Source organism: Mycolicibacterium wolinskyi (genome assembly GCF_002101965.1).
Classification (GTDB): Bacteria; Actinomycetota; Actinomycetes; order Mycobacteriales; family Mycobacteriaceae; genus Mycobacterium; species Mycobacterium wolinskyi.
Genome location: NZ_LQQA01000013.1, coordinates 287,514 through 309,624, shown reverse-complemented (window position 1 = coordinate 309,624; position 22,111 = coordinate 287,514). Strand labels below are relative to the sequence as shown.

The window sequence follows — 22,111 nt, the reverse complement described above, 5'->3', positions numbered from 1 at the left end:
GAAGGAACGGACATGGCGGTGGCGGACGGGCTGTCGGCGCGGGAGACCAAGCGCCTGCAGACACGGGAGCGTCTCATGGGCGCAGCGATCGCAGAATTCAAACGGGCCGGCATGGCCGATGCCGATGTAGGCGCGATCGTGGCCGCCGCCGGGGTCGCCCATGGCACGTTCTTCTTCCACTTCCCGACCAAGGAGCACGTGCTGCTCGAACTCGAACAGCGCGAAGAGGAGCGCATCGCCAAGCAGTTCGCGCAGTATCTGCGCAAGCCGCACGATCTGGCCTCGGCGCTGCGTGAGTCGATGCGCCTGGTGATCAACCTCGAACGCCGGCTCGGCGACTTGTTGTTCAAAGATTTTCTGGCGCTGCACTTTTCCCAGACCCGGCCCGCCGAGGACGGTCGGGACCACCCGATCATCGTCGGGGTCGCCCGCGAGATCGGGCTCGCTCAGGAACGCGGCGAGGTGGCCGCGGACGTCAACGCGATGAACAGTGCGGTTTTCTTCCTGCTCGGGTTCTACGCGCTGCTGGTCACCACCAACGACTGGCCGACGCGTGATGCGCTGCTCGACGACTACGTGCGCCGGACGCTGCGCAGCCTCGAGCCCTAGCCGCGAACGGCCGAGCGGTGTTCGAGAACCGACAGGGTGTGCTCGGCCCAGCGAATGTTCTCCTGCTCGAACGAGATTCCGCGCAACAACGTCAGGTACGGCCCCACCCGCGCGCTGTCGCGCAGGTATTCGGCTTCCGTGCGGCCGCCGAGCATCCGGTCCCGCATGCGCTCATAGCGGGCGAGTTTCTCGGTGGCCCAACGCAGTTGATCGGCGACCAACTCCCCGACGACGGCGGCGTCCCCCGCGTCGACGGCGTTGACCTTGATGAGCAGCTCGTCGCGGATCGTCGAGGGCTTGGGCGGCCTTGCGGTGAAGGCGCGGATTGCATCATGGCCGGCCTCGGTCAACGAGTACATCCGCTTGTTGGGCCTGCGCTCCTGCTGCACGATGCGCGACCGGATGAGGCCGTCGGCGGCCAAGCGGTCCAGTTCGCGATAGAGCTGTTGCGGCGTCGCGGTCCAGAAGTTGGCCACCGACGCGTCGAAGCTCTTGGCCAGGTCGTATCCGGAGGATTCACCTTCCAACAGGGCGGCCAGGACCGCGTCGCGTAACGCCACGCGCGCAGCGTACACCGAAGTGAATAGTCAACAAAGTGATTAATCGCATATGGACTTCGAACCCGGCGCGACCTAGCGTCAGCGGCACCTACTCAACAAAGTGACTATGCGAGGTGCCGGATGCATCCTTTCCGCCAGGCCGTCGAGGCTCGCGACGAGGCCGCGATCGCCGCGTTGCTGGCCGACGACGTCGTGTTCACCAGCCCGGTGGCGTTCAAGCCCTACGTCGGCAAGCCCATCACCGCAGCGATTCTGCGCGGCGTCATGCGAGTGTTCGAGGACTTCCAGTACCTCCGGGAGATCGGCGATGCGAACAGCCGCGACCACGCACTGGTCTTCGAGACCACGGTGGCGGGCAAGCGGATCACCGGATGCGACTTCATCCACACCGATGACGACGGTCTGATCGACGACTTCATGGTCATGGTGCGGCCGCTGTCGGGTGCGCAGGCCCTGGCCGAGGCGATGGGTGCGCAGTTCGAGCGCATCCAGCAGGAAGCGCTCGAGGGGCGATGAGCATGCGGATCGGCTTGGGCATCAACTATGCGGGCGGTTTCAAGGAAGTGGCCGCCGAGGTCGCCGACCTGGAGCGGGCCGGCCTCGACATCGTCTTCGTGCCGGAGGCGTACTCGTTCGACGCCGTGAGCGCACTCGGCTATCTGGCGGCCAGCACCGAACGCGTGCAGTTGGCGTCGGGAATCCTGCAGCTCTACACGCGCACTCCCACTCTGACCGCGATGACGGCCGCGGGCCTCGACTACGTCTCCGACGGCCGGTTCACCCTGGGGCTCGGGGCGTCCGGCCCGCAGGTCATCGAGGGCTTCCACGGCGTGCCATATGACGCGCCGATCGCCCGGACGCGCGAAGTGGTGGACATCTGCCGTCAGGTGTGGCGGCGCGAACGCCTGCAATACGAGGGCAAGCACTACACGATCCCGCTGCCCGCAGACCAGGGGACGGGGCTCGGGAAACCGCTCAAGCTCATCAACAAGCCGGTGCGCGAACGCATCCCGGTGCTGCTTGCGGCACTCGGCCCCAAGAACGTCGAACTCGCGGCCGAGATCGCCGAAGGCTGGCAGCCCATCTTCTACCTGCCCGAGAAGGCGAACGACGTGTGGGGTGACGCGCTGAAAGCGGGCCGGGCCAAACGAGATCCGGCATTGGGCGATCTCGACGTATACGCCGGCCCGGTGCTCGCGATCGGCGACGACGTGGAGCCGCTGCGCGAGTTCGTCAAACCGCATCTCGCGCTCTACATCGGCGGCATGGGCGCCAAGGGCAAGAACTTCTATCACGCGCTGGCCACGAGTTACGGCTACGGCGCCCAGGCCGACCGGATCCAGGAGCTGTATCTGGCCGGCGACAAGGAGGCCGCCGCCAAGGCCGTGCCCGATGAGCTCGTGCGCGACGTCTCCTTGATCGGCAGCGCGGGATTCGTCAAGGAACGGCTGGCCGCCTTCCGCGAATCCGGCGTCACGACGCTCAACGTCGTGCCGATCGGCGCGACACCGGCCGACCGGGTCAAGCTCATCGAGCAGCTGCGCAATCTGTTGTAGATCCCGGTATGTATCGGGCGGCTAACGATTCGGTAGTGCCTCGGCGCTGACGCCCCCGTCAACAGCAAAGCCGTGGTTCAGTGGAAACCGATGTTGGATTCGAAGTTCTCACTGCGACTTTCGGCCGTCGCCGCGGCGACGGGTCTCGCCCTGCTGGTTGCCGGGATACCCACGGCCGTTGCCGCGCCCGCCAGCGACGGCCAGGGCTACATCGATTCCACGGCGCGCTGCGAGAGTGCGGACGCGACGGTGCTCTTCGGCAGCACCGAGCAGTCGCGCGTCGCGATCTGCACGGTGTCGGGTGGCGACTACGAGTACCGCGGTGTCCGCGTGCGCGACGGCGCGCGGCTCGTCATCCCGGCAACCCGCTCCGACGACGGTTCGTTCCTCGCCGAGAACGCCGGCATCGAGTACCTCGTCACGGCGAAGTCGCTGGTCCTGAGCGCGGGTGAGCGGGTGATCCGCGAGGAACCGATGGTCGACTTCCATGGGCCGGGCGCATCGGCCTCCGAGGAGACCACCACTCCGTCGACACCGCTGCCGCCGCCGTTGCCTGCCGAAGTGGGTGGCAGCGGAGAGAGCTGAGCTGGCACATGTGCGGCGAGCACATGAAAATGATAATCATTAGTGACATGCCCGCTCGCTCGCTCACACTGCTGTCTGCCGACCTCGATCAGCTCCTCGCCGAGCTCGGCGCCGGAACGCTTCTGTTGACCGTTCCGGTGCTCGACGACGCCATCCAGGTCGGCATCGGCGGGGACTATCCGACGGGCACGATCGCCGTCACGACAACTGCCTGCGGAGTGCGGATCCGCCACCTCGACGGCAGGCCCATGCAGGTGCACATCGTGCGCGATTGGCAGGACGCGGACGCACCCGGCATTCGCAGCACGCTTTTCGGTGAACCGGTGCACGAGCTCGCGCTCGAGCGGCACGGTCGGTCGTGGGTGATCGGCACCGGGGTGCCGGTCGGCCGGGCCGAGGACCTCGCGACGTTCGTCAACACGGTCGCGAGATTCGCCGTGGCCAAGCAGCGCACGACCGGTCAGGTGGTCGCGGCGTAGGTCTGCAGGTACTGGGTCAGCGCACGTTCGCCCTCGGCGAGTACGGCGCGGTCGCCGGCCGGGCCCGCCCGATAGGCGAGCTCGAGCACGCGGTCACCCATCTCGACGGCCACGGTGGTGACCAGCGGATCGGTGCCGGGACGCAGCAGCCCCCACTGCAGCAGCGCGCCGTGCAGGGCGTCGGCGAACTCGGCGCGGCGCAGCCGCGGATCGGCGAGCAGACCCCGGGCGAGGCTCGTGTAATGCAGTGTGACCAGATGCGGGTGAGCCCGCAGATGCTCGTAGTGGAACTCGAAGATCCCGTGGATCACCTCGCCCAGGCTGCGCGGGTTGAGCGCGGCGAGAACCGCGGCACCGTCGGCGTCGCGGCGGTCGAGATGGTCGAGCACGATCTCCTGCAGGATCGCGTCCCGGTTCGGGAAGAACTGGTACACCGTGGCGACCGGCACATCGGCACGCTCGGCGATGGCGCGGGTCGTGACGGCGTCAGCGCCATCAGCCTCCAGTAGTTCCATCGCCGCGGCCCGAATCCGTTCGACGCGCCGTTTGCTGCGTTCCTGTACCGGCTGTCGACGACGCAATGGGCTGCGGGTGACCACCTATGCATCGTTCCATACGGCTATCATGAACACTATTCATGTTAATGTTCCGTTCTGAACGCTCGGGTTCCCCGCGCAACATCGCGCCCGGCGACCATCCCGACGATGCGCCGCTCATGGACCTCATCAAACGCGGCCAGGCCGAGGGCGTGTTCTCCTCCGAGCTCAGTGCCACCTGGATCGAGCACACGCTGTTCGCCTTGGTGCTCAAGGGATGTCAGGATGCCGCCGCCGGCGAGCTGGCGCGCCACGTCGTCGCGCCGACCATCATCCGCACGTTCGAACACGGTGTGCGCGCCTGAGCGATCGGTATCGTCGAATCCTGTGTCCATCCTCTCCAAGCCAGTGATCGCCGACGCATGGGCGCGGCTGTTTTCCGCCACCGTCAACCCGGCACCCAAGCCGGGTGTCCGATTCCCCGAAATCCCCGGGCGCACAACGTCGGCCGTCATCGCGACCCGTCACGGTGACGTCACGGCCACGATCTATCACCCGGATCCGGGTGAGACGAAACCCGGCGTGTACGTCAACGTGCACGGCGGCGGCTTCGTCGTCGGCCATCCCGAACAGGACGACCCGTGGTGTCGCTACCTTGCCGCGCATGCCAATGTCGTTGTGGTGAACCCCGATTACGTGCTGGCGCCCCGTCGCCGGTTCCCGGCCCCGGTCGAGCAGATCTACGACGTGGTCTGCTGGGCGGCAGCGCCCGAGCGGGACTGGGACGGCAGCCGGTTGTGTGTCGGTGGGCAGAGCGCCGGCGGCAGCTTGTCGGCCGCCGCATCGCGGCTCGCGATGGAGAACGGCGGCCCGGCGATCAGCCTGCAGGTATTGCACTACCCGCCGCTGGACCTGGTGACCGCAACCAAGGACAAACATTCCGCCTTGGGCGCCAAGGCCGTACTCAAACCGTGGATGGGCGAAGTCTTCGACACCGCCTACATACCCGACCCGGCCCAGCGCCGCGACCGCCTCGCCTCACCCGCGTGGGGAACCAACGCCGATGACATCGAGGGCATCGCGCCCGCACTGATCGTCACCGCTGAATACGACCGGTTGCGCGACGAGGCCCGGCGGTATGCCGAGAAGCTGGAGGCCGCAGGCGCTTTGGCCGAGTACCACGAGGTCCGCGGGGTCGACCACGGCTACAACATCATGAGCGACAACGCCGACGTCACCCGCCGCATGTACGACCTCATGGCCGGGCACGTGCGCCGGGCCGTCGGCTCAGTGACCCAGTGACGCGTGCAGATCGAGCGTCGCGGCGACGGCGTTGGCGGCTTCGGCGCCCTTCTTGACGAAGTGCTCGGTGAAATAGCCGACATGCTCGTCGTGCTCGTGGAAGTGGTGCGGCGTCAGCACCACGGAGAACACCGGCACGTCGGTGTCGAGTTGCACCCGCATCAACCCGTCGATCACCGCGGTGGCCACGAACTCGTGCCGGTAAATGCCGCCGTCGACGACGAGGGCTGACGCGACGACGGCACGGTAGCGTCCGGTGTTGGCGAGACGCTTTGCCGTGAGCGGGATTTCGAATGCCCCGGGGACTTCGAAGAACTCCAGCGCGTCCTCGGCGAAGCCCAGGGTGCGGATTTGATCGGTGAAACCCTCGCGGGCGCGGTCGACTATGTTGCGGTGCCAAGTGGCCTGTACGAACGCGATCTGGGTGGCTGCGTCAGACATGTAGCGAAGTTATCGCACGGGCCGCGTATCCGATGACGGCGGCGTGACGCGAATCTCCCCGGGTAAACCTTGCGGCATCGGCGAACATATTTAGGCTTGCCTTACCTAATTACGTGAGGCGGTTATGAGGCATATTCGAGTAGCGGTTATCGGTGCAGGTCCGGCGGGCATCTACGCCGCAGACATCCTGACCAAGGAGTACGAGCACGCCCGCGTCGACGTGTTCGACCGTCTGCCCGCACCGTACGGACTGGTCCGCTACGGCGTCGCCCCGGACCACCCGCGCATCAAGGAGATCATCAAGGCGCTGCGCCGAGTGCTCTCCCGCGACGAGATTCGCTTCATCGGCAACGTCCACTACGGCACCGACATCCGGCTGGCAGACCTGCGCCGCCACTATGACGCGGTGATCTTCTCCACGGGCGCCCGCGGAGACCGCGCGCTCGACATCCCCGGCATCGAACTGCCCGGCAGCTACGGCGCCGCCGACTTCGTCTCCTGGTATGACGGTCACCCCGACGTGCCGCGGACCTGGCCGCTCACCGCGAAGAACGTGGCGGTGCTCGGTGCGGGCAATGTCGCACTCGACATCGCCAGGATGCTGGCCAAGCCGGCCGACGAACAGCTCACCACCGAGATCCCCGGCAACGTCTATCAGGGCCTTGCGGCCAACGCGGCCACCGATGTGCACGTGTTCGCGCGCCGCGGTCCGGCTCAGATCAAGTTCAGCCCCATGGAATTCCGCGAGCTCTCCCACTCGCCGAGCGTCGACGTGATCGTGCACCCCGAGGGCTTCGAGATCGACGAGGCCAGCCAGCAGGCGATCAACACGAGCAAGTCGACCAAGCTCGTCGTGGACACCATGATGAAGTACCTGGAGCGGGAACCCACGGGCGCACCGCACCGTATCCACATCCATTTGTGCCAGGCGCCGGTCGCGGTGCTCGGCACCGACCGGGTCGAGGGGCTGCGCACCGAACGAACCGAGCTCAAGGGTGACGGAAACGTCCGCGGCACAGGCGAATTCACCGACTGGCCGGTGGAGGCGGTGTACCGGGCGGTGGGGTACCTGTCCTCGCACCTGGCCGAACTGCCGTTCGACCACCATGCCGGTGTGGTGCCGCACGACGCGGGCCGCGTGATCGACATCGACGGTGGGCTTGTCGACGCGACCTACGTCACCGGTTGGATCAAACGCGGTCCGATCGGGCTCATCGGCCACACCAAGTCCGACGCCGCCGAGACCGTCAACAGTCTGCTGACCGACCTGCCGGGCCTGCGGGTACCCGAGGTGGGTGACCCCGACGCGATTTTGTCGCACCTGTCCGACAACGGTGTCGACTACACGACGTGGGCGGAGTGGGAACGGCTCGACTCACACGAGATGTCGTTGGGCGAGGTGCAGGGCCGCGAACGCGTGAAGGTGGTCGCCAGGGAAGAGATGATCCAGGCCGGCCGCGATGCGCTGGTGCGCGACTAACGCTCGCCGAGATAGGCGTCGGCCCAGGCGCCGATGATGCGGCCGGCCCGGTGCGCCTGCCCGGGCCCGGTGAGCAGATGCTCGGAGCCCTCCAGCGACACGAAGCTGCGGGGGTGGCGCGCGGTGCGGAAGATCGCGCTCGCGTTCTCGATGCCGACGGTGTTGTCGGTCGGCGAGTGCAGGATCAGCAGCGGCATCTTCAAGGCCTTGATCTTGTCGTGGAGATGCGCGGCGCGGACATCCTCGACGAACGCCCGTTTGAGCGTCAGGGTGCGCCCGCCGACCATCCACTGGCCGCTGCCCTCGGCGAACACCTGCTCAAGGCACGCGTCGTACTGGTGCTCGACGTGCACCGGGTCGATCGGCGCGCCCACGGTCACGACGGCCCGCACACCGGGGGCCTGCCGGGCCGCGGCCAAGACCGCGGCGCCGCCGAACGAGTGCCCGATCAGGATGTCGGCGGGCGTGCCGCGCTCGGTCATGAACTTGCAGGCCTCGATGATGTCGTCGACCTTGTGGGTGAACGAGCCGTCGCCCCAGTCGCCCTCCGACTCCCCGAGGCCCAGCGCGTCGAACCGCAACATCCCGATACCGTCACTGGCCAATTGCTTGCAGATGCGCGACGCCGCCGGCGAGTTCTTGCCCAGCGTGAAACCGTGCGAGAACACGCCCCAGCCCCGCACCGGGCCCTCGGGCAGGTCGATCGACCCCGCCAGCATCGGGCCGGTGGAGCTGGGGAAGGAGACACGTTCAGCCATGGGGGAGGTTTACCACGGCTGCTATCCGGACGTGGCTGACCGCACTGCCAGGGTGGGTCCGTAGGGTGGATTGGTCCGGCGGATGGTGGGCGCAGGCCCAACGGGCAATGTCGCCCGCACCGCCGTGTTGGTACGTCATGAGATGTGGAGCAAGCAGGTGCCCCTGAACACCATCGCGCTGGAACTCGTGCCACCGACCCTGGAACGGGGCGCACAGTACGCCGTCGACGAAGCCCACAAGGTTCTCGCACTGTCCGCCGAGGCGGGCATCGAGGGCCGGATCCGCTACGTGATGATCCCCGGGATGATCGACGAGGACGACGACCGTCCGATCGAGATGAAGCCGAGGATGGACGTCCTCGACTACTGGTCGATCCTCAAACCCGAAATGCCCGGCCTGCGGGGGCTGTGCACCCAGGTGACGTCCTTCCTGGATGAGACGGCACTGCGGCAGCGGCTGACCGCCCTCAGCGGCGCGGGCTTCGACGGCATCGCGTTCGTCGGCGTGCCGCGGACGATGAAGGACGGCGAGGGCGAAGGCGTCGCACCCACCGACGCGCTGTCGATCTACGAGGACTTGGTACCCAACCGCGGTGCGATCCTGATTCCCACGCGCGACGGCGAACAGGGCCGGTTTAACTTCAAGTGCGACCAGGGCGCCACGTACGGCATGACGCAGCTGCTGTACTCCGACGCGATCGTGGGCTTTCTGACGGAATTCGCCAAGACCACCGACCACCGCCCCGAGATCCTGCTGTCCTTCGGATTCGTCCCGAAGATGGAGTCGAAGGTCGGGCTCATCAACTGGCTCATCCAGGACCCGGGCAACGAGGCCGTCGCCGCCGAGCAGGAATTCGTCACCCGGCTGGCCGAACTCGAACCGGGCGAGAAGCGCAAGCTGATGCTCGACCTGTACAAGCGCGTGATCGACGGCGTCGCCGGTTTGGGCTTCCCGCTGAGCATCCACTTCGAGGCGGCCTACGGCGTGTCCAAGCCCGCGTTCGACACATTCGCCGAGATGCTGGAGTACTGGTCGCCCGACCGGAGCTAGACGCGATTGCGCACCAGCATGGTCGCCGGCACCGTCGCGAGGATGAAGAACGCCGCCGCCACCGCGACGTAGAGATACACGCCGGTCGCCGTGCTCACCGGAGCGCCTGCGGCAGAAATACCGGGAATTTGCGTGGCTTTGAGCACTTCGCCGCCGGCCACGTTGAAGACCACCGAGCCGAGGGCGAGCACGACCGACACCAGGCCCGCGACCGTGCCCTGCCGTTCGGGCGGTTCGGCGCCGACCGCCAGGTTGTAGCCGGAAGCGCCGATCGCGCCAGCGGCGATACCCAGCATGGCGCCGCACACGATCGCGAGCGGGAGCACTGACACGCCCGCCACCATCGCCGAGGTCGCCACTGCCCCAATGACAATGCCGCCGAGCAACGGCAGCGCGGGGCCCGTCCGCCCGGCGATCCACCCGGCGCCCACCCCGCCGACGACAATGCCGAGATTTGGTGTGGCGAGCAGTATCGCGATCGTCTCGCCATCGCCGAGGCCGTATCCCAGGCCAAGGTCGCCGGGCACCTGGGCGATGATCGCCGTCAGCTGGAGCATGCTCCGGAAGGCGCCCGCCGCGAGGCCCAAGGCCAAGAGCGTCAACAGAATCGGTCGGCTGAGAGATCCGATGTCGATGACGGGTTCGTCGACCCGCAGCGCGAGATACGTCCAACCCACCAGCGCGGCAAGGCCGGCCACGAGAAGCGTGAGCAAGGCACTCGACAACCAGCCGTAATCCCGTCCGAGGGTGATGTAGGCGAGCACCGCGCCGAGCCCGCCGCCAAGCAGGAAGGCGCCGATCACGTCGATCCGGCCGGTACCGCGGACCGGAGACTCGGGGATCAGGGTGCGCACGCACAGCGCGGAAACCGCGGCGAGCAGCGCTGCGGCGACGAACACGCTCCGGTAGCCGAACGAGTCGATGATCGGTTTCATCAGGAACGGTTCGAGGATTCCGACGAGCGACGAGCCGGACGTCAGGAGTCCGACCACCGCCATCGCCACTGCGGGGCTGCAGATTTGGCGGGTGAGTGCCACCGTGAGGAAGACTGCGGCGAACGCGGCGCCCTGGAGAAAACGTCCCGCCAGGAAAATCCAGACATTCGGCGCAACAAGGCAGACGAGCGCTCCAACGCACGCGAGAAGCAGTGTGGCGACGAGTATCCGGCGTTTGCCGAAGATGTCAGAAGTCTTCGCGAGCAACGGCGACCAGATGGCTCCGGCCAGCATCGCGCTGGCATTCAGCCACGCGGCCTGATCGGTGTCGAAGTGGTCGAGCAATTGGGGCAGCACCATCATCGGCGAGCCGATGACGACATCGGCCAGGACGTTGGCCAGGGTCAGCACGGCCGCCCAGAGGACGAGGCGCGTGCTCCAGCGATGCTCTTGGGTGTGGATGGCGGTTTCCAGGGTGTCTTTCACTACGCACTCGTCTGGTCGGAGGGGGAAGATTAAAAGCGACAGTCAGTCGCTTTAGGTACGGTACTTTGCGGCGCCTTGCATGGCAATGGCGCGCCTGGCGAGAATCGGCACCCGGGCAGGAGGTGAGCGGTGATGGACGACGGGACTGGTGACCGGCCGCCCACGCGGCGCCCCGGCGGACGCAATGCGCGTGTGAGAGCGCAGATTCTCGCCGCGACGGCAGAGCTCGTCGCGCGTGACGGCATCGCGGGCTTCCGCTACGAGGAGGTCGCCGAGGCCGCCGGCGTGCACAAGGCCAGCGTTTATCGCAACTGGCCCGACCGCGAGGAATTGGTGGTCGAAGCCCTGCTGCGTTATGCCGAAGATCTCGCGTCGGTCGCCGATACCGGCGACATCCACCGGGATCTGGTCGACTTTCTGGTGGCGCTGGCCGGGGGTCTCGAAACGCCGTTCGGCCGGACGCTCGAACAGGTCATCCAGCCCGCGCGCGAACGCTCCACGGTTCAGGTCCTGTCCAGAATTCTCGACGAACGCGTTGCCGCGATGCGTCAACGCGTCGACACCGCCGTCGACCGCGGCGAACTGCCACCGGTCGACAGCGCGTTCCTCGGCGAGATGATCTCCGGCCCAGTGCATCTCATCGTCAACCGCGGACTGCGCCCATTCACCCGCGCGGACGCCGAGCGCATCGTCGACGTCGTGCTCGCCGGCATCCGGGCGACTGTTCGCCCATCGCCGCGGTAAGCCTTAAGCCGCGACCACTTGCACCGACGTGAAGCGTCGACGCGTGATGGTGTACGGCGGTATCGAGCATCTACGCTATTTCGGCTGACCGATCGTGAACTCGAATTCCGCGACGCCCGCGACGCCGCCGGACACCACGTCGCCGGGCTGCATCGCGCCAACGCCTGCGGGCGTCCCGCTGAAGATCAGGTCGCCGGGCGCGAGGTCCACGGCCGCCGAGATGGCGCTGATGACCTCGGGCACCGACCAGATCAGGTCCTTGAGGTCACCCTGCTGCTTGAGGTCACCGTTGACGCGCAGCCAGATCTCGCCGCTGTCGGGGTGGCCGACGGCGGCGACCGGATGGATCGGGGTGCACGGCGCCGACGCGTCGAAACCCTTCGACCAGTCCCATGGCCGGCTGAGCTTCTTGGCCTCGTCCTGCAGATCCCGACGGGTCAGGTCGACGCCGACGCCATAACCCCAGACCAGGTTCAGCGCATCGGCCGGTGCGACGTCGCGCCCACCCGCTCCGAGCGCAACGACGAGCTCGATCTCATGGTGAAACGACGAAGTCAGCGACGGGTAGGGCACGGTGCCCGCGGCGTCGATCACGGCGTCGGCCGGCTTCATGAAGAAGAACGGCGGCTCACGGTCGGGGTCTTTGCCCATTTCCCGGGCGTGGGCGGCGTAGTTGCGGCCGACGCAGAACACCCGCCGGATCGGGAACCGCTCCGGGCCGGTGCTCACGGGCAGTGACGCCTGCGGTGGTGGAGCTATCACGAACTCGGTCACGGTGACCATCTTGCCGGTCCCGTGCTCGGCGAAAAATCGGGTTGCTGCGGTCGCCTATCCTGGTTCCAGTGTCGGACCGTCAAGAGCTGCGTGAGCTGCGTGCGCGTCTCGATGGCCTGACCTTCCGAGACGCGTCGCGGCTCGGTCGCCGGCTGAGGAATCTTCGCGACGGCAACCTCGACAAGATCGCCGAGCAGATCGCCGAGGCCGAGGCTCTCGTCCTCACCCGGCAGGCGGCCGTCCCGAAGATCACCTATCCGGACCTGCCGGTCAGCGAGCGCCGCGACGATCTGGCGAAGGCCATCTCCGAGAACCAGGTCGTGGTCGTCGCAGGCGCAACCGGATCCGGCAAGACGACGCAGCTGCCCAAGATCTGTCTCGAGCTCGGCCGGGGCATCCGCGGCACGATCGGCCACACACAGCCCCGCCGGCTCGCGGCCCGTACGGTCGCACAACGCATCGCCGACGAGCTCGGCACGCCGCTCGGGGAGGCCGTGGGCTACACGGTCCGGTTCACCGATCAGGCCAGCGACGCCACGCTCGTCAAGCTCATGACCGACGGCATCCTGCTCGCCGAGATCCAGCGCGACCGGCGCCTGCTGCGCTACGACACGTTGATCCTCGATGAGGCCCACGAGCGCAGCCTCAACATCGACTTCCTCCTCGGCTATCTACGCGAGTTGCTGCCGCGGCGCCCCGACCTCAAGGTGATCGTCACTTCGGCAACTATTGAGCCAGAACGATTCTCGGCCCACTTCAACGACGCACCGATCGTCGAGGTGTCCGGCCGGACCTATCCGGTCGAGATCCGGTATCGGCCCCTGGAAGTTCCGGTTGCCGTTGACGACACCGAGGACCCGGACGACCCCGACCACGAAATCGTCCGCACGGAGCCACGCGATCAGACCGAGGCGATCGTCGACGCGGTCCGCGAGCTGGAGGCCGAGCCGCCGGGCGATGTGCTGGTGTTCCTGTCCGGCGAACGTGAAATCCGTGACACCGCAGAGGCTCTCAAAGATCTGCGGAACACCGAGATATTGCCGCTGTACGCCCGGCTGCCCACCGCCGAGCAGCAGCGTGTGTTCCAGCCGAGCCGCACCGGCAGGCGGGTTGTGCTGGCGACCAACGTCGCCGAAACCTCACTGACCGTCCCGGGTATCCGATATGTCGTCGACCCGGGGACCGCTCGCATCTCGCGCTACAGCCGCCGCACCAAGGTGCAGCGGCTACCGATCGAACCGATTTCACAAGCGTCGGCGGCGCAACGGGCGGGCCGGTCGGGACGTACCGCGCCGGGCGTGTGCATCCGGTTGTACTCAGAGGAAGACTTCGAATCCCGCCCGCGCTATACCGATCCGGAGATCCTGCGCACGAATCTCGCCGCGGTCATATTGCAGATGGCCGCACTGCAGCTCGGTGACATCGCCGACTTCCCGTTCCTGGATCCGCCGGACGCACGCAGTATCCGTGACGGCGTTCAGCTGCTGCAGGAGCTCGGTGCGTTCGACGAGGCCGGTGAACTCACCGATGTGGGCCGGCGCCTGTCGCGCTTGCCGCTCGACCCGCGTATCGGACGCATGATCTTGCAGGCCGACGCCGAAGGTTGCGTGCGCGAGGTGCTCGTGTTGGCCGCCGCGCTGTCGATCCCGGACCCGCGTGAGCGGCCCACCGACCGCGAGGAGGCGGCCCGCCAGAAACATGCGAGGTTCGCCGACGAACACTCCGATTTCATCTCCTACCTGAACCTCTGGAATTACCTGCGCGAGCAGCGAAACCAGCTCTCGGGCAGCGCATTCCGGCGGATGTGCCGCGAGGAGTTCCTGCATTACCTGCGCATCAGGGAGTGGCAGGACCTCGTCGGTCAGCTGCGCAGTATCGCCCGCGATATCGGGATCCGCGAGAGTGATGAGCCCGCGGAACCAGCCAGTATCCGCGCCGCGCTCACCGCCGGGCTGCTCTCCCACGTCGGGTTACGCGAAGGCGAGACAAGGGATTACACGGGTGCCCGCAACTCCAAGTTCGTCTTGGCGCCCGGCTCGGTGCTGACCAAGAAGCCGCCACGGTGGATCGTCGTCGCCGACCTCGTCGAGACCAGCAGGCTCTTCGGCCGGATCGCCGCGCGTGTCGAGCCAGAGGCCATCGAGCGGGTGGCCGGCCATCTGGTGCAGCGCACCTACAGCGAACCGCACTGGGACGCCAAACGCGGTGCGGTGATGGCCTTCGAGCGAGTGACGCTCTACGGGTTGCCGCTCGTGCCGCGCCGCCGGGTCGGGTACGCACAGGTCGACCCCGTGGTGTCGCGTGAGCTGTTCATCCGTCACGCGCTTGTCGAGGGTGATTGGCAGACGCGCCACCACTTCTTCCGCGACAACGCAAGACTGCGGGAAGAACTCGAAGAGATCGAAGAGCGCGCCCGGCGGCGCGACCTGTTGGTCGACGACGACGAGATCTACGCGCTGTACGACGCGCGAATTCCGGCCGACATCGTGTCGGCCCGCCACTTCGACGGCTGGTGGCGCAAGCAGCGCCACAAGACCCCGGATCTGTTGACCTTCACCCGCGACGATCTGCTGCGCACCGACGACGCCGCCGAGCATCCAGACACCTGGCAGACCGGCGATCTCGAACTGCCGCTCACGTATCGCTTCGAGCCGGGAGCCGAAGATGACGGGGTGACCGTGCACGTCCCGGTGGGCGTGCTGGCCCGGCTCGGCGGCGAGGGCTTCGCGTGGCAGGTCCCGGCAATGCGCGAAGAACTGGTCACCGCGCTGATCAAATCGTTGCCGAAAGATCTGCGGCGCAACTTCGTACCCGCGCCGGACACCGCGCGGGCGATCCTGCCCGACCTCGATCCGTCGGCCGGATCCCTCTTGGACGAGGTGCAGCGCGAACTCCGCAGGCGCAGCGGCATTCTCGTGCCGATCGACGCATTCGATCTGACCAAGATCCCGAACCATCTGCGGTTGACGTTCGCCGTCGAATCCACTGACGGCAAAGAGGTGGCCCGCGGTAAGGACATCGACGTGCTGCGTGAGCAGTTGGCGGTCCCCGTCGCGCAGGCTGTCGCCGACGCACTGGGTGGTGACCTGGAACGTACGGGCCTCAAGGCGTGGCCCGACGACCTCGACGAGTTGCCCCGCACCGTGGAGAACGTCAGCGGCGGGCACACCGTGCGCGGTTACCCGGCATTCGTCGACACCGGGAAAGCCGTTGACGTCAAGGTGTTTGCCAGCCAGGCCGAACAGGCGGCGGCGATGGGCCCCGGGCTGCGCCGGCTGCTGCGGCTGGCGGCGCCGTCGCCGGTCAAGGCCATCGAACGGGGACTCAGCACGCGCGCCAGGCTGTCGCTCAACGCGAACCCCGATGGGACGCTCGCCGCACTGCTCGACGACTGTGCCGATGCTGCCGCCGATGTGCTGATCCGCAAACCCGTATGGACGAAGGCGGAGTTCAGAGGACTGGTCGAGCGAGCCGCGAAAGAACTCGGGCCCACCACGCAGGCCGCGGTGAGCCGCGTCGAGAAGGTGCTGGCCGCCGCGCACGAGGTCGGTATGGCGCTGCCCGACAAACCGCCGACCGCGCAGGCCGACGCGGTCGCCGATGTCCGTTCGCAATTGGACCGGCTGCTGCCCAACGGTTTTGTGACGATTGCCGGTGTCGCCCGGTTGGCTGACCTCGTCCGGTACGTCACGGCGGCCGCTCGGCGGCTCGAACGGTTGCCGCACGCGATCGCGGCCGACCGTGAGCGGATGGCCCGTGTGCACGCCGTCGAGGATGCCTACGACGATCTGGTGCGTGCGCTGTCGCCGGCGCGGGCCGAAGCCGCCGACGTCCGCGAGATCGCTTGGCAGATCGAGGAGTTGCGCGTCAGCCTGTGGGCCCAGCAGCTCGGCACCCCACGGCCGGTGAGCGAACAGCGGATCTACAAGGCCATCGACGCGGTCACCCGTTAACGGATCGTGTGCTCGATGCGGCCGACGCCGTCGAGGGTCAACGCGAGCGTGTCACCGGGCCGCAGCCAATGCCCGGTCTCCATGCCACTGCCGCCAGGCAGGGTTCCGGTGCCGAAAAGCTCGCCCGGATAGAGCGGTTCGCTGCGGGACGCATGCGCGAGCACGTCGCCGAGGCTGTGTTGCATGCCGGCGCTGTGCACGGTGCTGACCACAGAACCGTTGAGCGAGACCGACCCGGCGAGGGAGTCGATCCGCGGCAGGATTTCGTCGGCAGTGACCGCGGTGTCCGACATCGAACTGGCGAAGTGTTTCGACTTCTGCGGCCCGAAACCGCTGAGCATCTCGGGGCGCTGGACGTCGCGCGCGCTGAAGTCGTTGAGCACCACGAAAGCGCCGATCGCGGCGGACGCTTCTGCTGCGGTGGCGTTGAACAGCGGTGCGGCCAAGACGAAGCCGATCTCGAGTTCGAAGTCCAGCGCCTGCGAATAGTCGGGCACCGGCACCGCAGTTCCGGTCGGCACGAACGTTTGGGCGTTGGACATGTAGTAGATGGGCTGCCGATAGAACAACGGTTTCGGTTTGAACTGCGGCACCGGCCGGCCCGTGACCCGCTCGACCGCAGACGTCAACCGGAACAGCCCGGGATGGAACCGCCGGATCAGCCCGCGCGCGGCGTCGATGTTGTGCTGCTCGTACAGCATGAAGTCGCGAAACGACAGGGGTTGGAACGGCAGCAGATACTCACTGTGCTCCAGTTGACGGTCCGCGGTCTTGACCTGCCAGCCATCGTCGAACACCTGGCCTCCCAGCGGGGTGACATCGTCACCTCGCACCCAGTTACCCTCGGAATCAAGGGTTTCCACCTGCAGACCGGTCGACGTACGGACGCGGCGCAGCTTCACTCGTGACCTCCTGGTTGGCGGCGGAGAAAGTTCGAGAGGTAGCCGGCCACCACGTCGGGTTGCTCAAGCCAGGGCCAGTGCCCGGCGCCGGGAACCGCATGGATCTCGCAGTGCCGGAAGATCCGCCGATAGTCGTCGGTCTGCTCGAACGGTACATAGTGGTCGTCGGCGCCCCACACGATCAGGACGTTCCTGTCGAAGTCTGCCAGCCGATCGACATACGGGGCAATCGCATCGGGACCGGTGGACCGGTACAGCTTGAGCACCGCGTCAGGCGTACCCGGGGCGAACATGTGCTCGGCGATCGCGGCCACCGCATCCGGCGGTAAGCCGGGATCGCGAGAAGCCAATACCTTGCGAAGTATGGCCGGATTGCCCACGCGGGTGAGCATCTCGGCCAGCACCGGGGTGCGCCACAGCTTGGCGGCGAAGTGGTCGATCACCACGGGAGCGTTGATCAGCGTGATGCTGGCGACCGAGTCGAGGTGATCGACCGCCCATGCCAGCGCCCACGGTCCGCCGAAGTCGTGCGCGACGAGATGTGCTCGCCGCACACCGAGTTGGCGCAGCAGCCCATCGAGATGGGCAGCGTAGGCCGCGACGGTGTAGGGCCATTGCGCAGGCTTGTCGGCTGCGCCGAAACCGGGCATCTCCGGCGCTATGACACAGGCGAGTTCGGAGATCGGCTCCAGCAGCGCATCCCAGCGCGCCCCCGCGTTGTTGCCGTGCACGAACACGACGGTTTCCGGACTGCCCGCGCCGCCGACGAGAACCGGCGACCGCACTCCCTCCACGGCCAGCGTGCGGTGTTCAGGAGCGTTGTCCATCAGCGGATACTACGGTCGCACCCCGTCCGCCGGACGCTTTCAACCGATCAGCTCGTGCCGGTTGCGATGTGCGGCACCCGATCCGCTTCGGCCCCGTCGAGCACCAGTTCGGCAACCCGTGACCGGTGGGCCTCGGCGCTGCCCAGCAGCGCGGCGTCCGCGGTGGCCCTCTTCAGGTACAGATGCGCTTGATGTTCCCATGTGAACCCGATGCCGCCGTGCACCTGGATGGTGTCGGCCGCGACCTTGGCGAACGCCGCCGAGGCCGTCGCCTGGGCGATGCTCGCCGCGAGCGCCGGGTCGCCTCAGGCGGCGCTCTCCGCGCGTGCGTCCGTCAAAGCGTCGCTCCACCAGAGCAATTCGGACACCAGCAGATCCAGCTTGGCGTCGAGCGACGAGAACAGCGACGGGTCGTAGCTCGGTGCGGTCATGGCGGGCACCAGTACGTCGGGGAGGATGTGCACGGCAGGGCGGACAGGGGCCATGCCGAGTTCGATCGAGACGGTCCGTAACTGTTCGACAACGCGGGCCCCGCCCACGTTGCCCCACCCGACGAACGCGACGGGCTTGCGGTCCCACTCCACGTACAGGTGGTCGACGGCGTTCTTGAAGACGCCGGTGTAGCCATGGTTGTACTCGCCGGTGAGCACGACGAACGCGTCGGCCGCATCGATCCGCCTGCCGAACGCGGCGACGGCCTCGGTCGCGTATTGCCGCGGGGTATAGAGCGGGGCGGGCCCGTCGAAGCTCGGCAGGTCGTGATCGCGCATGTCGACGACGTCGACCTCGACGCCCGGGCGGCGCAGGTGTTCGACAACCCACGCGGCCGGCCGGTCGGCGAAGCGGTCCTGGCGCGTGCTGGTGAGGATGACCGCGATTCTGGCCATGGGAAAGCCCTTTCAGAAGTGGGGAATGGTCCCCGGTTAGTTGGACGCTAATCTTAACGGGGAACCGTCCCCGGTTTATTTCCGCAGGAGGATTCGATGCGCATCGACGCCGCGCGTAACCGGTCGACGGTGCTCGACGCCGCCGAGCGGGTCTTCGCCGAGCAGGGCCTCGACGCCTCGCTCAACGAGATCGCGCGCCGGGCCGGTATCGGCAACGCGACGCTGTACCGGCACTTCCCCTCGCGCGGGATGCTCGTCGACGAGCTGTTCGAGCGGCAGATGGAGCAGTACGTGGCGACGGCCGAGCGAGCCGCGGCGGCCGACGATCCGGGAACCGCCTTCCGTGAGTGTGTGACGGCGACGTGTGAGTTGCAGGCGGCCAACCGCGCGCTGGCCGATCTGCTGGTGTCGACGCAGCCGGTGTCGCCGGCCGTCGACGCGCTCCGCCGGCGTCAGCACGGGGCGATCGTCCACGTCGTGGAACGGGCGGTGGCTGCCGGCGAGGTGCGCGAAGACCTGCGCCCCGCCGATGTCGCGCTCCTCTTGATCGCGAACGCGGGACTGATCCGGCGCACCGTCGACGACGCACCCGGTGCGTCAGCGCGGTTGGTCGCGCTGTGGCTCGACGGCGCGGCGGGTTCCGGGACCGCTCCGCCGGCTCCCGCCGAAGCAGAGATCAGCCGCGCGTTGCCGCGGTAGCCTCACCGATCGTGGACCGCAAGCGCGTGGTGATCGCCGGATTGGGAGACACCGGCGTGCTCACCGCGATCCGGTTGGCCCGCCGCTTCGATGTCGTGGGGATCTCGGTGAACCCCGGGCTGGTCAGCGGTCAGGAGCTGGGCGTGCGGCTCGCCCGTCCGGATGACTGGGCGCGTGACTACTGGATCGGGTTCGACCGGTTCCGCGCACTCGACGGCGTCGGCACGGTGCACGGCACGTTGACCGGATCCGACCTGGCCGCCCGCACCGTCAGCGTCGAGGACGCACACGGCAATCCGCGGTCCGAACATTACGACGCCCTCGTCATCGCGACCGGCGTGACGAACGGCTTCTGGAGACAACCCGTCCTGCAAACGGCTGCCGACGTCGAGGAGGGGCTGCGGGCCGCGCACGACCGGCTGGGCGCGTCGCGGTCGGTGGCGGTGATCGGCGGCGGCGCGGCGGCCGTGAGCAGTGCGGCGAACCTCGCCATCCGGTGGCCGGGGACCAGGGTCGGGTTGTACTACCCGGGTGAAAGCCTTCTGCCGCAGCATCATCGGCGAGTTCGGCAACGGATCGAGAGCCGGTTGTGCGCCGCGGGCGTGACGTTGCATCCCGGCCATCGGGCGGTCGTGCCCGACGGGTTCGACTGCGACGCCATCACCGCCGACCCGGTGTATTGGAGCACCGGGCAGCCACCGCTGCGGTCTGACGCGGTGCTGTGGGCGATCGGCCGCGTCCGCCCCAACACGGGCTGGCTGCCGACGAATGTCCTCGATGACCGTGGCTTTGTCCGGGTGACGCCCGAGTTGCAGGTCCCAGGAGCGCCCGGGGTGTTCGCGATCGGCGACGTCGCGGCCACCGATCCACTGCGGTCCTCGGCCCGCAACCGGGCTGACGGGCTTGTGGCGGGCAACGTCGCCGCCTACTTCACCGGCGGCCGGATGCGGGCGTACCGTCCGCCGGCGACCCGCTGGGGTTCGGTGCTCGGCGTGCAGCCGAACGGGCTGGAAGTGTTCACGCCCAATGGGTTTGCCTTCCGGTTCCCGGCCTGGTCGATCGACCGGATCTTGCAACCGTGGATCGTGCGGCGCGGGATCTACCGGGGCGTGCGTGATCAGTACATGGTGACCAAGGGCTGATCGGCCGGCACCACGTAGGTGGACAGCATGAGCGTGCGAACCGTGCCGACGTTGTGCGCGTTGTGCATCACGCCTGCCGGGATGAGAAACGGATCGCCGGAATGGAGGTGCTGGGTCGGTCGGTCGTCGAAGACCATGTCGACGTCGCCCTGCACGATGTAGCCGATCTCCGGCCCCGGATGGCTGTGGCGCCCGGACTCCTTACCGACCGGGATCTCGACCCGCGTTTGAACGATTTCGAAACCCGGTGTGGGAGCGGGCAACCGCTGCAGTTCGGTCCGTGTCACGCCCGCGGTGGGGCCGTCGGATCCGTTGTCGGCGTGCGCGACCGGTGCCGCGAACACGGCAGTGGTCGCAAGCGTCAGTGCGGCGAGTTTGAGCGAGGTGCGGGTCATGACTCCACCTCAGCCGCGGCAGGCGATCAAGTCCAACGATCATCATCGATGGATTCCATCTCTGATCGCGATGACTATGCCTCCGCGGCGGCGAGCAGCGTGTCAGCAAGCCGTGCGGTCGCCGGCGTCAACTGCTCGGCCGGCGGCGACGCCAGGTACACCTGCCAGATCACCGGGTCGGCGAGGTCGATCGACTTGAGCTCCGCGAATCGCCGCGCCTCGGAGACCGGCATGAACGAGGTGCCCAGGCCGTTGCCGACGAGATCGGCGATGGCCGCGAAACCGGCGGGCACCTCGTACTGGGTGTGGGCCTCGGCGCCCGCGGCGCGGAATGCGTCGTCCATCAACCGCCGCAGTCCGAACTCGGACGGCAGACCCACGAGGTCCTCGGCGGCGAGTTCAGCGAACCCGACGCGTTTCTTGCGGGCGTAGGCGTGGTCGTCGCGGCATACGAAGACCATGTTCTCTTCGAACAACAGCCGCATGTCGAGTTGTGGCGGGAACCGGTTGGGCACCGAGACAAGGGCGAGATCCAGCGAGCCCTCGATGAGTGCGGTCAGGTAGGCCGATGCGCCGGACTGGCTGAGGTGCAGACGGATTCGGACGAACGGATGGGCGCGATGGAAATCGCCGAGGGCCCGGGCGACGCTGATGGGGCCGAATGAGATCAGTGAGCCGAACTCGACCGTGCCCGACAGTGCGCCGCGATACTCACCGATCGACTCGGTGGCCGCGCGGGCGGCACGCATGACGTCGTAGGAGTGCGTGAGGAACCGCTCGCCGGCCGCGGTGAGCTTGATCTGCTGGCGGGATCGGTCGAACAGTTCGACGCCGAGTTCGCGCTCGAGCTTTGCGATCGACGTCGAGAGCGCCGACTGCACCACATGGGCGCGATGTGCGGCACGCGTGAAACTCATCTCGCCCGCCACGGCGATGAAGTGCTCGATCTGGCGTAACTCCACGCCATCAAACTATCGCTGATCTAGATCGAAGTCATCAATGATGATCGT

At 67.4% G+C, this 22,111-nt stretch carries 24 protein-coding genes and 1 pseudogene; 13 read left to right on the top strand and 12 right to left on the bottom strand.

The features are described from left to right. The first annotated feature begins 12 nt into the window (after nucleotides 1–12). The gene (locus AWC31_RS13585) at nucleotides 13–609 is read left to right on the top strand and encodes a TetR family transcriptional regulator (RefSeq protein ID WP_067853678.1); all 597 of its coding nucleotides are present in this window, start codon (nucleotides 13–15) and stop codon (nucleotides 607–609) included. Here AWC31_RS13585 and AWC31_RS13580 read toward each other — a convergent pair. Next, nucleotides 606–1,169, bottom strand: a complete 564-nt coding sequence (locus AWC31_RS13580; protein WP_085144712.1) for a PadR family transcriptional regulator — start codon at nucleotides 1,167–1,169, stop codon at nucleotides 606–608. The two genes, AWC31_RS13585 and AWC31_RS13580, sit on opposite strands and share 4 nt — an antisense overlap. Before the next feature lie 120 nt (nucleotides 1,170–1,289). On the opposite strand from AWC31_RS13580, the gene AWC31_RS13575 reads away from it, so the two are divergent. The 4 genes from AWC31_RS13575 (at nucleotide 1,290) to AWC31_RS13560 (ending at nucleotide 3,789) form a co-directional block, all read left to right on the top strand. Continuing rightward, nucleotides 1,290–1,685 carry a nuclear transport factor 2 family protein gene (locus tag AWC31_RS13575; RefSeq protein WP_085144711.1) on the top strand — a complete coding sequence of 132 codons (396 nt, stop codon included), beginning with the start codon at nucleotides 1,290–1,292 and terminating at the stop codon, nucleotides 1,683–1,685. Nucleotides 1,686–1,687: 2 nt separating this feature from the next. Then, complete coding sequence (locus AWC31_RS13570) at nucleotides 1,688–2,725, top strand: LLM class F420-dependent oxidoreductase (RefSeq protein WP_085144818.1); 1,038 nt, start codon at nucleotides 1,688–1,690, stop codon at nucleotides 2,723–2,725. Between the two features lie 90 nt (nucleotides 2,726–2,815). Continuing rightward, the gene (locus AWC31_RS13565) at nucleotides 2,816–3,310 is read left to right on the top strand and encodes a hypothetical protein (RefSeq protein WP_067853909.1); all 495 of its coding nucleotides are present in this window, start codon (nucleotides 2,816–2,818) and stop codon (nucleotides 3,308–3,310) included. A gap of 47 nt (nucleotides 3,311–3,357) precedes the next feature. Further along, nucleotides 3,358–3,789: a hypothetical protein gene (locus AWC31_RS13560; protein WP_085144710.1), complete on the top strand. Its 432-nt coding sequence runs from the start codon at nucleotides 3,358–3,360 to the stop codon at nucleotides 3,787–3,789. Here the strand turns inward: AWC31_RS13560 and AWC31_RS13555 are convergent. After that, a complete protein-coding gene (locus AWC31_RS13555) occupies nucleotides 3,771–4,388 on the bottom strand; it encodes a TetR/AcrR family transcriptional regulator (RefSeq protein WP_085144709.1) in 618 nt (205 codons plus the stop codon). The genes AWC31_RS13560 and AWC31_RS13555 overlap by 19 nt on opposite strands. A 44-nt stretch (nucleotides 4,389–4,432) precedes the next feature. Here AWC31_RS13555 and AWC31_RS13550 point away from each other — a divergent pair, with 44 nt between their 5' ends. Further along, on the top strand, nucleotides 4,433–4,690 hold the full coding sequence (locus AWC31_RS13550; RefSeq protein ID WP_207626347.1) for a hypothetical protein: 258 nt from the start codon (nucleotides 4,433–4,435) through the stop codon (nucleotides 4,688–4,690). Between the two features lie 46 nt (nucleotides 4,691–4,736). Then, nucleotides 4,737–5,627 (top strand): alpha/beta hydrolase, encoded by an 891-nt coding sequence (locus AWC31_RS13545; protein ID WP_374213921.1) that lies wholly within the window; start codon nucleotides 4,737–4,739, stop codon nucleotides 5,625–5,627. Here AWC31_RS13545 and AWC31_RS13540 read toward each other — a convergent pair. Beyond that, a complete protein-coding gene (locus AWC31_RS13540; protein WP_067853695.1) occupies nucleotides 5,613–6,068 on the bottom strand; it encodes a 6,7-dimethyl-8-ribityllumazine synthase in 456 nt (151 codons plus the stop codon). The genes AWC31_RS13545 and AWC31_RS13540 overlap by 15 nt on opposite strands. A gap of 124 nt (nucleotides 6,069–6,192) precedes the next feature. Between AWC31_RS13540 and AWC31_RS13535 the strand changes: the two genes are divergently transcribed. After that, on the top strand, nucleotides 6,193–7,548 hold the full coding sequence (locus AWC31_RS13535; RefSeq protein ID WP_085144708.1) for an FAD-dependent oxidoreductase: 1,356 nt from the start codon (nucleotides 6,193–6,195) through the stop codon (nucleotides 7,546–7,548). Here AWC31_RS13535 and AWC31_RS13530 read toward each other — a convergent pair. After that, the gene (locus AWC31_RS13530) at nucleotides 7,545–8,306 is read right to left on the bottom strand and encodes an alpha/beta hydrolase family protein (protein WP_067853701.1); all 762 of its coding nucleotides are present in this window, start codon (nucleotides 8,304–8,306) and stop codon (nucleotides 7,545–7,547) included. The two genes, AWC31_RS13535 and AWC31_RS13530, sit on opposite strands and share 4 nt — an antisense overlap. Before the next feature lie 142 nt (nucleotides 8,307–8,448). On the opposite strand from AWC31_RS13530, the gene AWC31_RS13525 reads away from it, so the two are divergent. Then, nucleotides 8,449–9,357 (top strand): mycobacterial-type methylenetetrahydrofolate reductase, encoded by a 909-nt coding sequence (locus tag AWC31_RS13525; protein ID WP_110775083.1) that lies wholly within the window; start codon nucleotides 8,449–8,451, stop codon nucleotides 9,355–9,357. Here AWC31_RS13525 and AWC31_RS13520 read toward each other — a convergent pair. Beyond that, nucleotides 9,354–10,778, bottom strand: a complete 1,425-nt coding sequence (locus AWC31_RS13520; RefSeq protein WP_085144707.1) for an MFS transporter — start codon at nucleotides 10,776–10,778, stop codon at nucleotides 9,354–9,356. The two genes, AWC31_RS13525 and AWC31_RS13520, sit on opposite strands and share 4 nt — an antisense overlap. A 132-nt stretch (nucleotides 10,779–10,910) precedes the next feature. Here AWC31_RS13520 and AWC31_RS13515 point away from each other — a divergent pair, with 132 nt between their 5' ends. Continuing rightward, the gene (locus AWC31_RS13515; protein WP_085144706.1) at nucleotides 10,911–11,522 is read left to right on the top strand and encodes a TetR/AcrR family transcriptional regulator; all 612 of its coding nucleotides are present in this window, start codon (nucleotides 10,911–10,913) and stop codon (nucleotides 11,520–11,522) included. Between the two features lie 75 nt (nucleotides 11,523–11,597). Here AWC31_RS13515 and AWC31_RS13510 read toward each other — a convergent pair whose 3' ends face one another. Further along, nucleotides 11,598–12,296, bottom strand: a complete 699-nt coding sequence (locus AWC31_RS13510; protein WP_085144817.1) for a fumarylacetoacetate hydrolase family protein — start codon at nucleotides 12,294–12,296, stop codon at nucleotides 11,598–11,600. Between the two features lie 68 nt (nucleotides 12,297–12,364). Between AWC31_RS13510 and hrpA the strand changes: the two genes are divergently transcribed. Then, nucleotides 12,365–16,249: an ATP-dependent RNA helicase HrpA gene (gene hrpA / locus AWC31_RS13505; protein WP_085144705.1), complete on the top strand. Its 3,885-nt coding sequence runs from the start codon at nucleotides 12,365–12,367 to the stop codon at nucleotides 16,247–16,249. On the opposite strand, the gene AWC31_RS13500 is transcribed toward hrpA, so the two are convergent. The 4 genes and pseudogenes from AWC31_RS13500 to AWC31_RS13485 form a co-directional block, all read right to left on the bottom strand. Further along, nucleotides 16,246–17,151 (bottom strand): fumarylacetoacetate hydrolase family protein, encoded by a 906-nt coding sequence (locus tag AWC31_RS13500; RefSeq protein WP_085144704.1) that lies wholly within the window; start codon nucleotides 17,149–17,151, stop codon nucleotides 16,246–16,248. The genes hrpA and AWC31_RS13500 overlap by 4 nt on opposite strands. After that, nucleotides 17,148–17,978, bottom strand: a complete 831-nt coding sequence (locus tag AWC31_RS13495) for an alpha/beta fold hydrolase (RefSeq protein ID WP_085144703.1) — start codon at nucleotides 17,976–17,978, stop codon at nucleotides 17,148–17,150. Before AWC31_RS13495 ends, AWC31_RS13500 begins: the two co-directional genes overlap by 4 nt. A gap of 47 nt (nucleotides 17,979–18,025) precedes the next feature. After that, a pseudogene (locus AWC31_RS13490) lies at nucleotides 18,026–18,280 on the bottom strand (acyl-CoA dehydrogenase family protein); the annotation flags it as partial. Between the two features lie 3 nt (nucleotides 18,281–18,283). Continuing rightward, on the bottom strand, nucleotides 18,284–18,865 hold the full coding sequence (locus AWC31_RS13485; RefSeq protein WP_085144702.1) for an NADPH-dependent FMN reductase: 582 nt from the start codon (nucleotides 18,863–18,865) through the stop codon (nucleotides 18,284–18,286). A 96-nt stretch (nucleotides 18,866–18,961) separates the two neighbouring features. Here AWC31_RS13485 and AWC31_RS13480 point away from each other — a divergent pair, with 96 nt between their 5' ends. Then, a complete protein-coding gene (locus tag AWC31_RS13480) occupies nucleotides 18,962–19,564 on the top strand; it encodes a TetR/AcrR family transcriptional regulator (protein WP_085144701.1) in 603 nt (200 codons plus the stop codon). An 11-nt stretch (nucleotides 19,565–19,575) separates the two neighbouring features. Beyond that, entirely contained in the window at nucleotides 19,576–20,706 is a 1,131-nt protein-coding gene (locus AWC31_RS13475) for an FAD-dependent oxidoreductase (RefSeq protein ID WP_085144700.1), read from the top strand. Here AWC31_RS13475 and AWC31_RS13470 read toward each other — a convergent pair. Continuing rightward, entirely contained in the window at nucleotides 20,682–21,101 is a 420-nt protein-coding gene (locus AWC31_RS13470) for a cupin domain-containing protein (RefSeq protein WP_085144699.1), read from the bottom strand. The two genes, AWC31_RS13475 and AWC31_RS13470, sit on opposite strands and share 25 nt — an antisense overlap. A 74-nt stretch (nucleotides 21,102–21,175) precedes the next feature. Beyond that, nucleotides 21,176–22,063: a LysR substrate-binding domain-containing protein gene (locus AWC31_RS13465; protein WP_085144698.1), complete on the bottom strand. Its 888-nt coding sequence runs from the start codon at nucleotides 22,061–22,063 to the stop codon at nucleotides 21,176–21,178. Nucleotides 22,064–22,111: the final 48 nt, after the last annotated feature.

Bases quoted from the DNA above. Each gene is read 5' to 3' on its own strand.
- AWC31_RS13550 (WP_207626347.1), top strand. From the start codon at position 4,433: ATGTTCCGTTCTGAACGCTCGGGTTCCCCGCGCAACATCGCGCCCGGC.
- AWC31_RS13485 (WP_085144702.1), bottom strand. From the start codon at position 18,865: ATGGCCAGAATCGCGGTCATCCTCACCAGCACGCGCCAGGACCGCTTC.
- AWC31_RS13570 (WP_085144818.1), top strand. From the start codon at position 1,688: ATGCGGATCGGCTTGGGCATCAACTATGCGGGCGGTTTCAAGGAAGTG.
- AWC31_RS13540 (WP_067853695.1), bottom strand. From the start codon at position 6,068: ATGTCTGACGCAGCCACCCAGATCGCGTTCGTACAGGCCACTTGGCAC.
- AWC31_RS13525 (WP_110775083.1), top strand. From the start codon at position 8,449: ATGTGGAGCAAGCAGGTGCCCCTGAACACCATCGCGCTGGAACTCGTG.
- AWC31_RS13530 (WP_067853701.1), bottom strand. From the start codon at position 8,306: ATGGCTGAACGTGTCTCCTTCCCCAGCTCCACCGGCCCGATGCTGGCG.
- AWC31_RS13480 (WP_085144701.1), top strand. From the start codon at position 18,962: ATGCGCATCGACGCCGCGCGTAACCGGTCGACGGTGCTCGACGCCGCC.
- AWC31_RS13535 (WP_085144708.1), top strand. From the start codon at position 6,193: ATGAGGCATATTCGAGTAGCGGTTATCGGTGCAGGTCCGGCGGGCATC.
- AWC31_RS13560 (WP_085144710.1), top strand. From the start codon at position 3,358: ATGCCCGCTCGCTCGCTCACACTGCTGTCTGCCGACCTCGATCAGCTC.
- AWC31_RS13565 (WP_067853909.1), top strand. From the start codon at position 2,816: ATGTTGGATTCGAAGTTCTCACTGCGACTTTCGGCCGTCGCCGCGGCG.
- AWC31_RS13470 (WP_085144699.1), bottom strand. From the start codon at position 21,101: ATGACCCGCACCTCGCTCAAACTCGCCGCACTGACGCTTGCGACCACT.
- AWC31_RS13575 (WP_085144711.1), top strand. From the start codon at position 1,290: ATGCATCCTTTCCGCCAGGCCGTCGAGGCTCGCGACGAGGCCGCGATC.
- AWC31_RS13515 (WP_085144706.1), top strand. From the start codon at position 10,911: ATGGACGACGGGACTGGTGACCGGCCGCCCACGCGGCGCCCCGGCGGA.
- AWC31_RS13585 (WP_067853678.1), top strand. From the start codon at position 13: ATGGCGGTGGCGGACGGGCTGTCGGCGCGGGAGACCAAGCGCCTGCAG.
- AWC31_RS13495 (WP_085144703.1), bottom strand. From the start codon at position 17,978: ATGGACAACGCTCCTGAACACCGCACGCTGGCCGTGGAGGGAGTGCGG.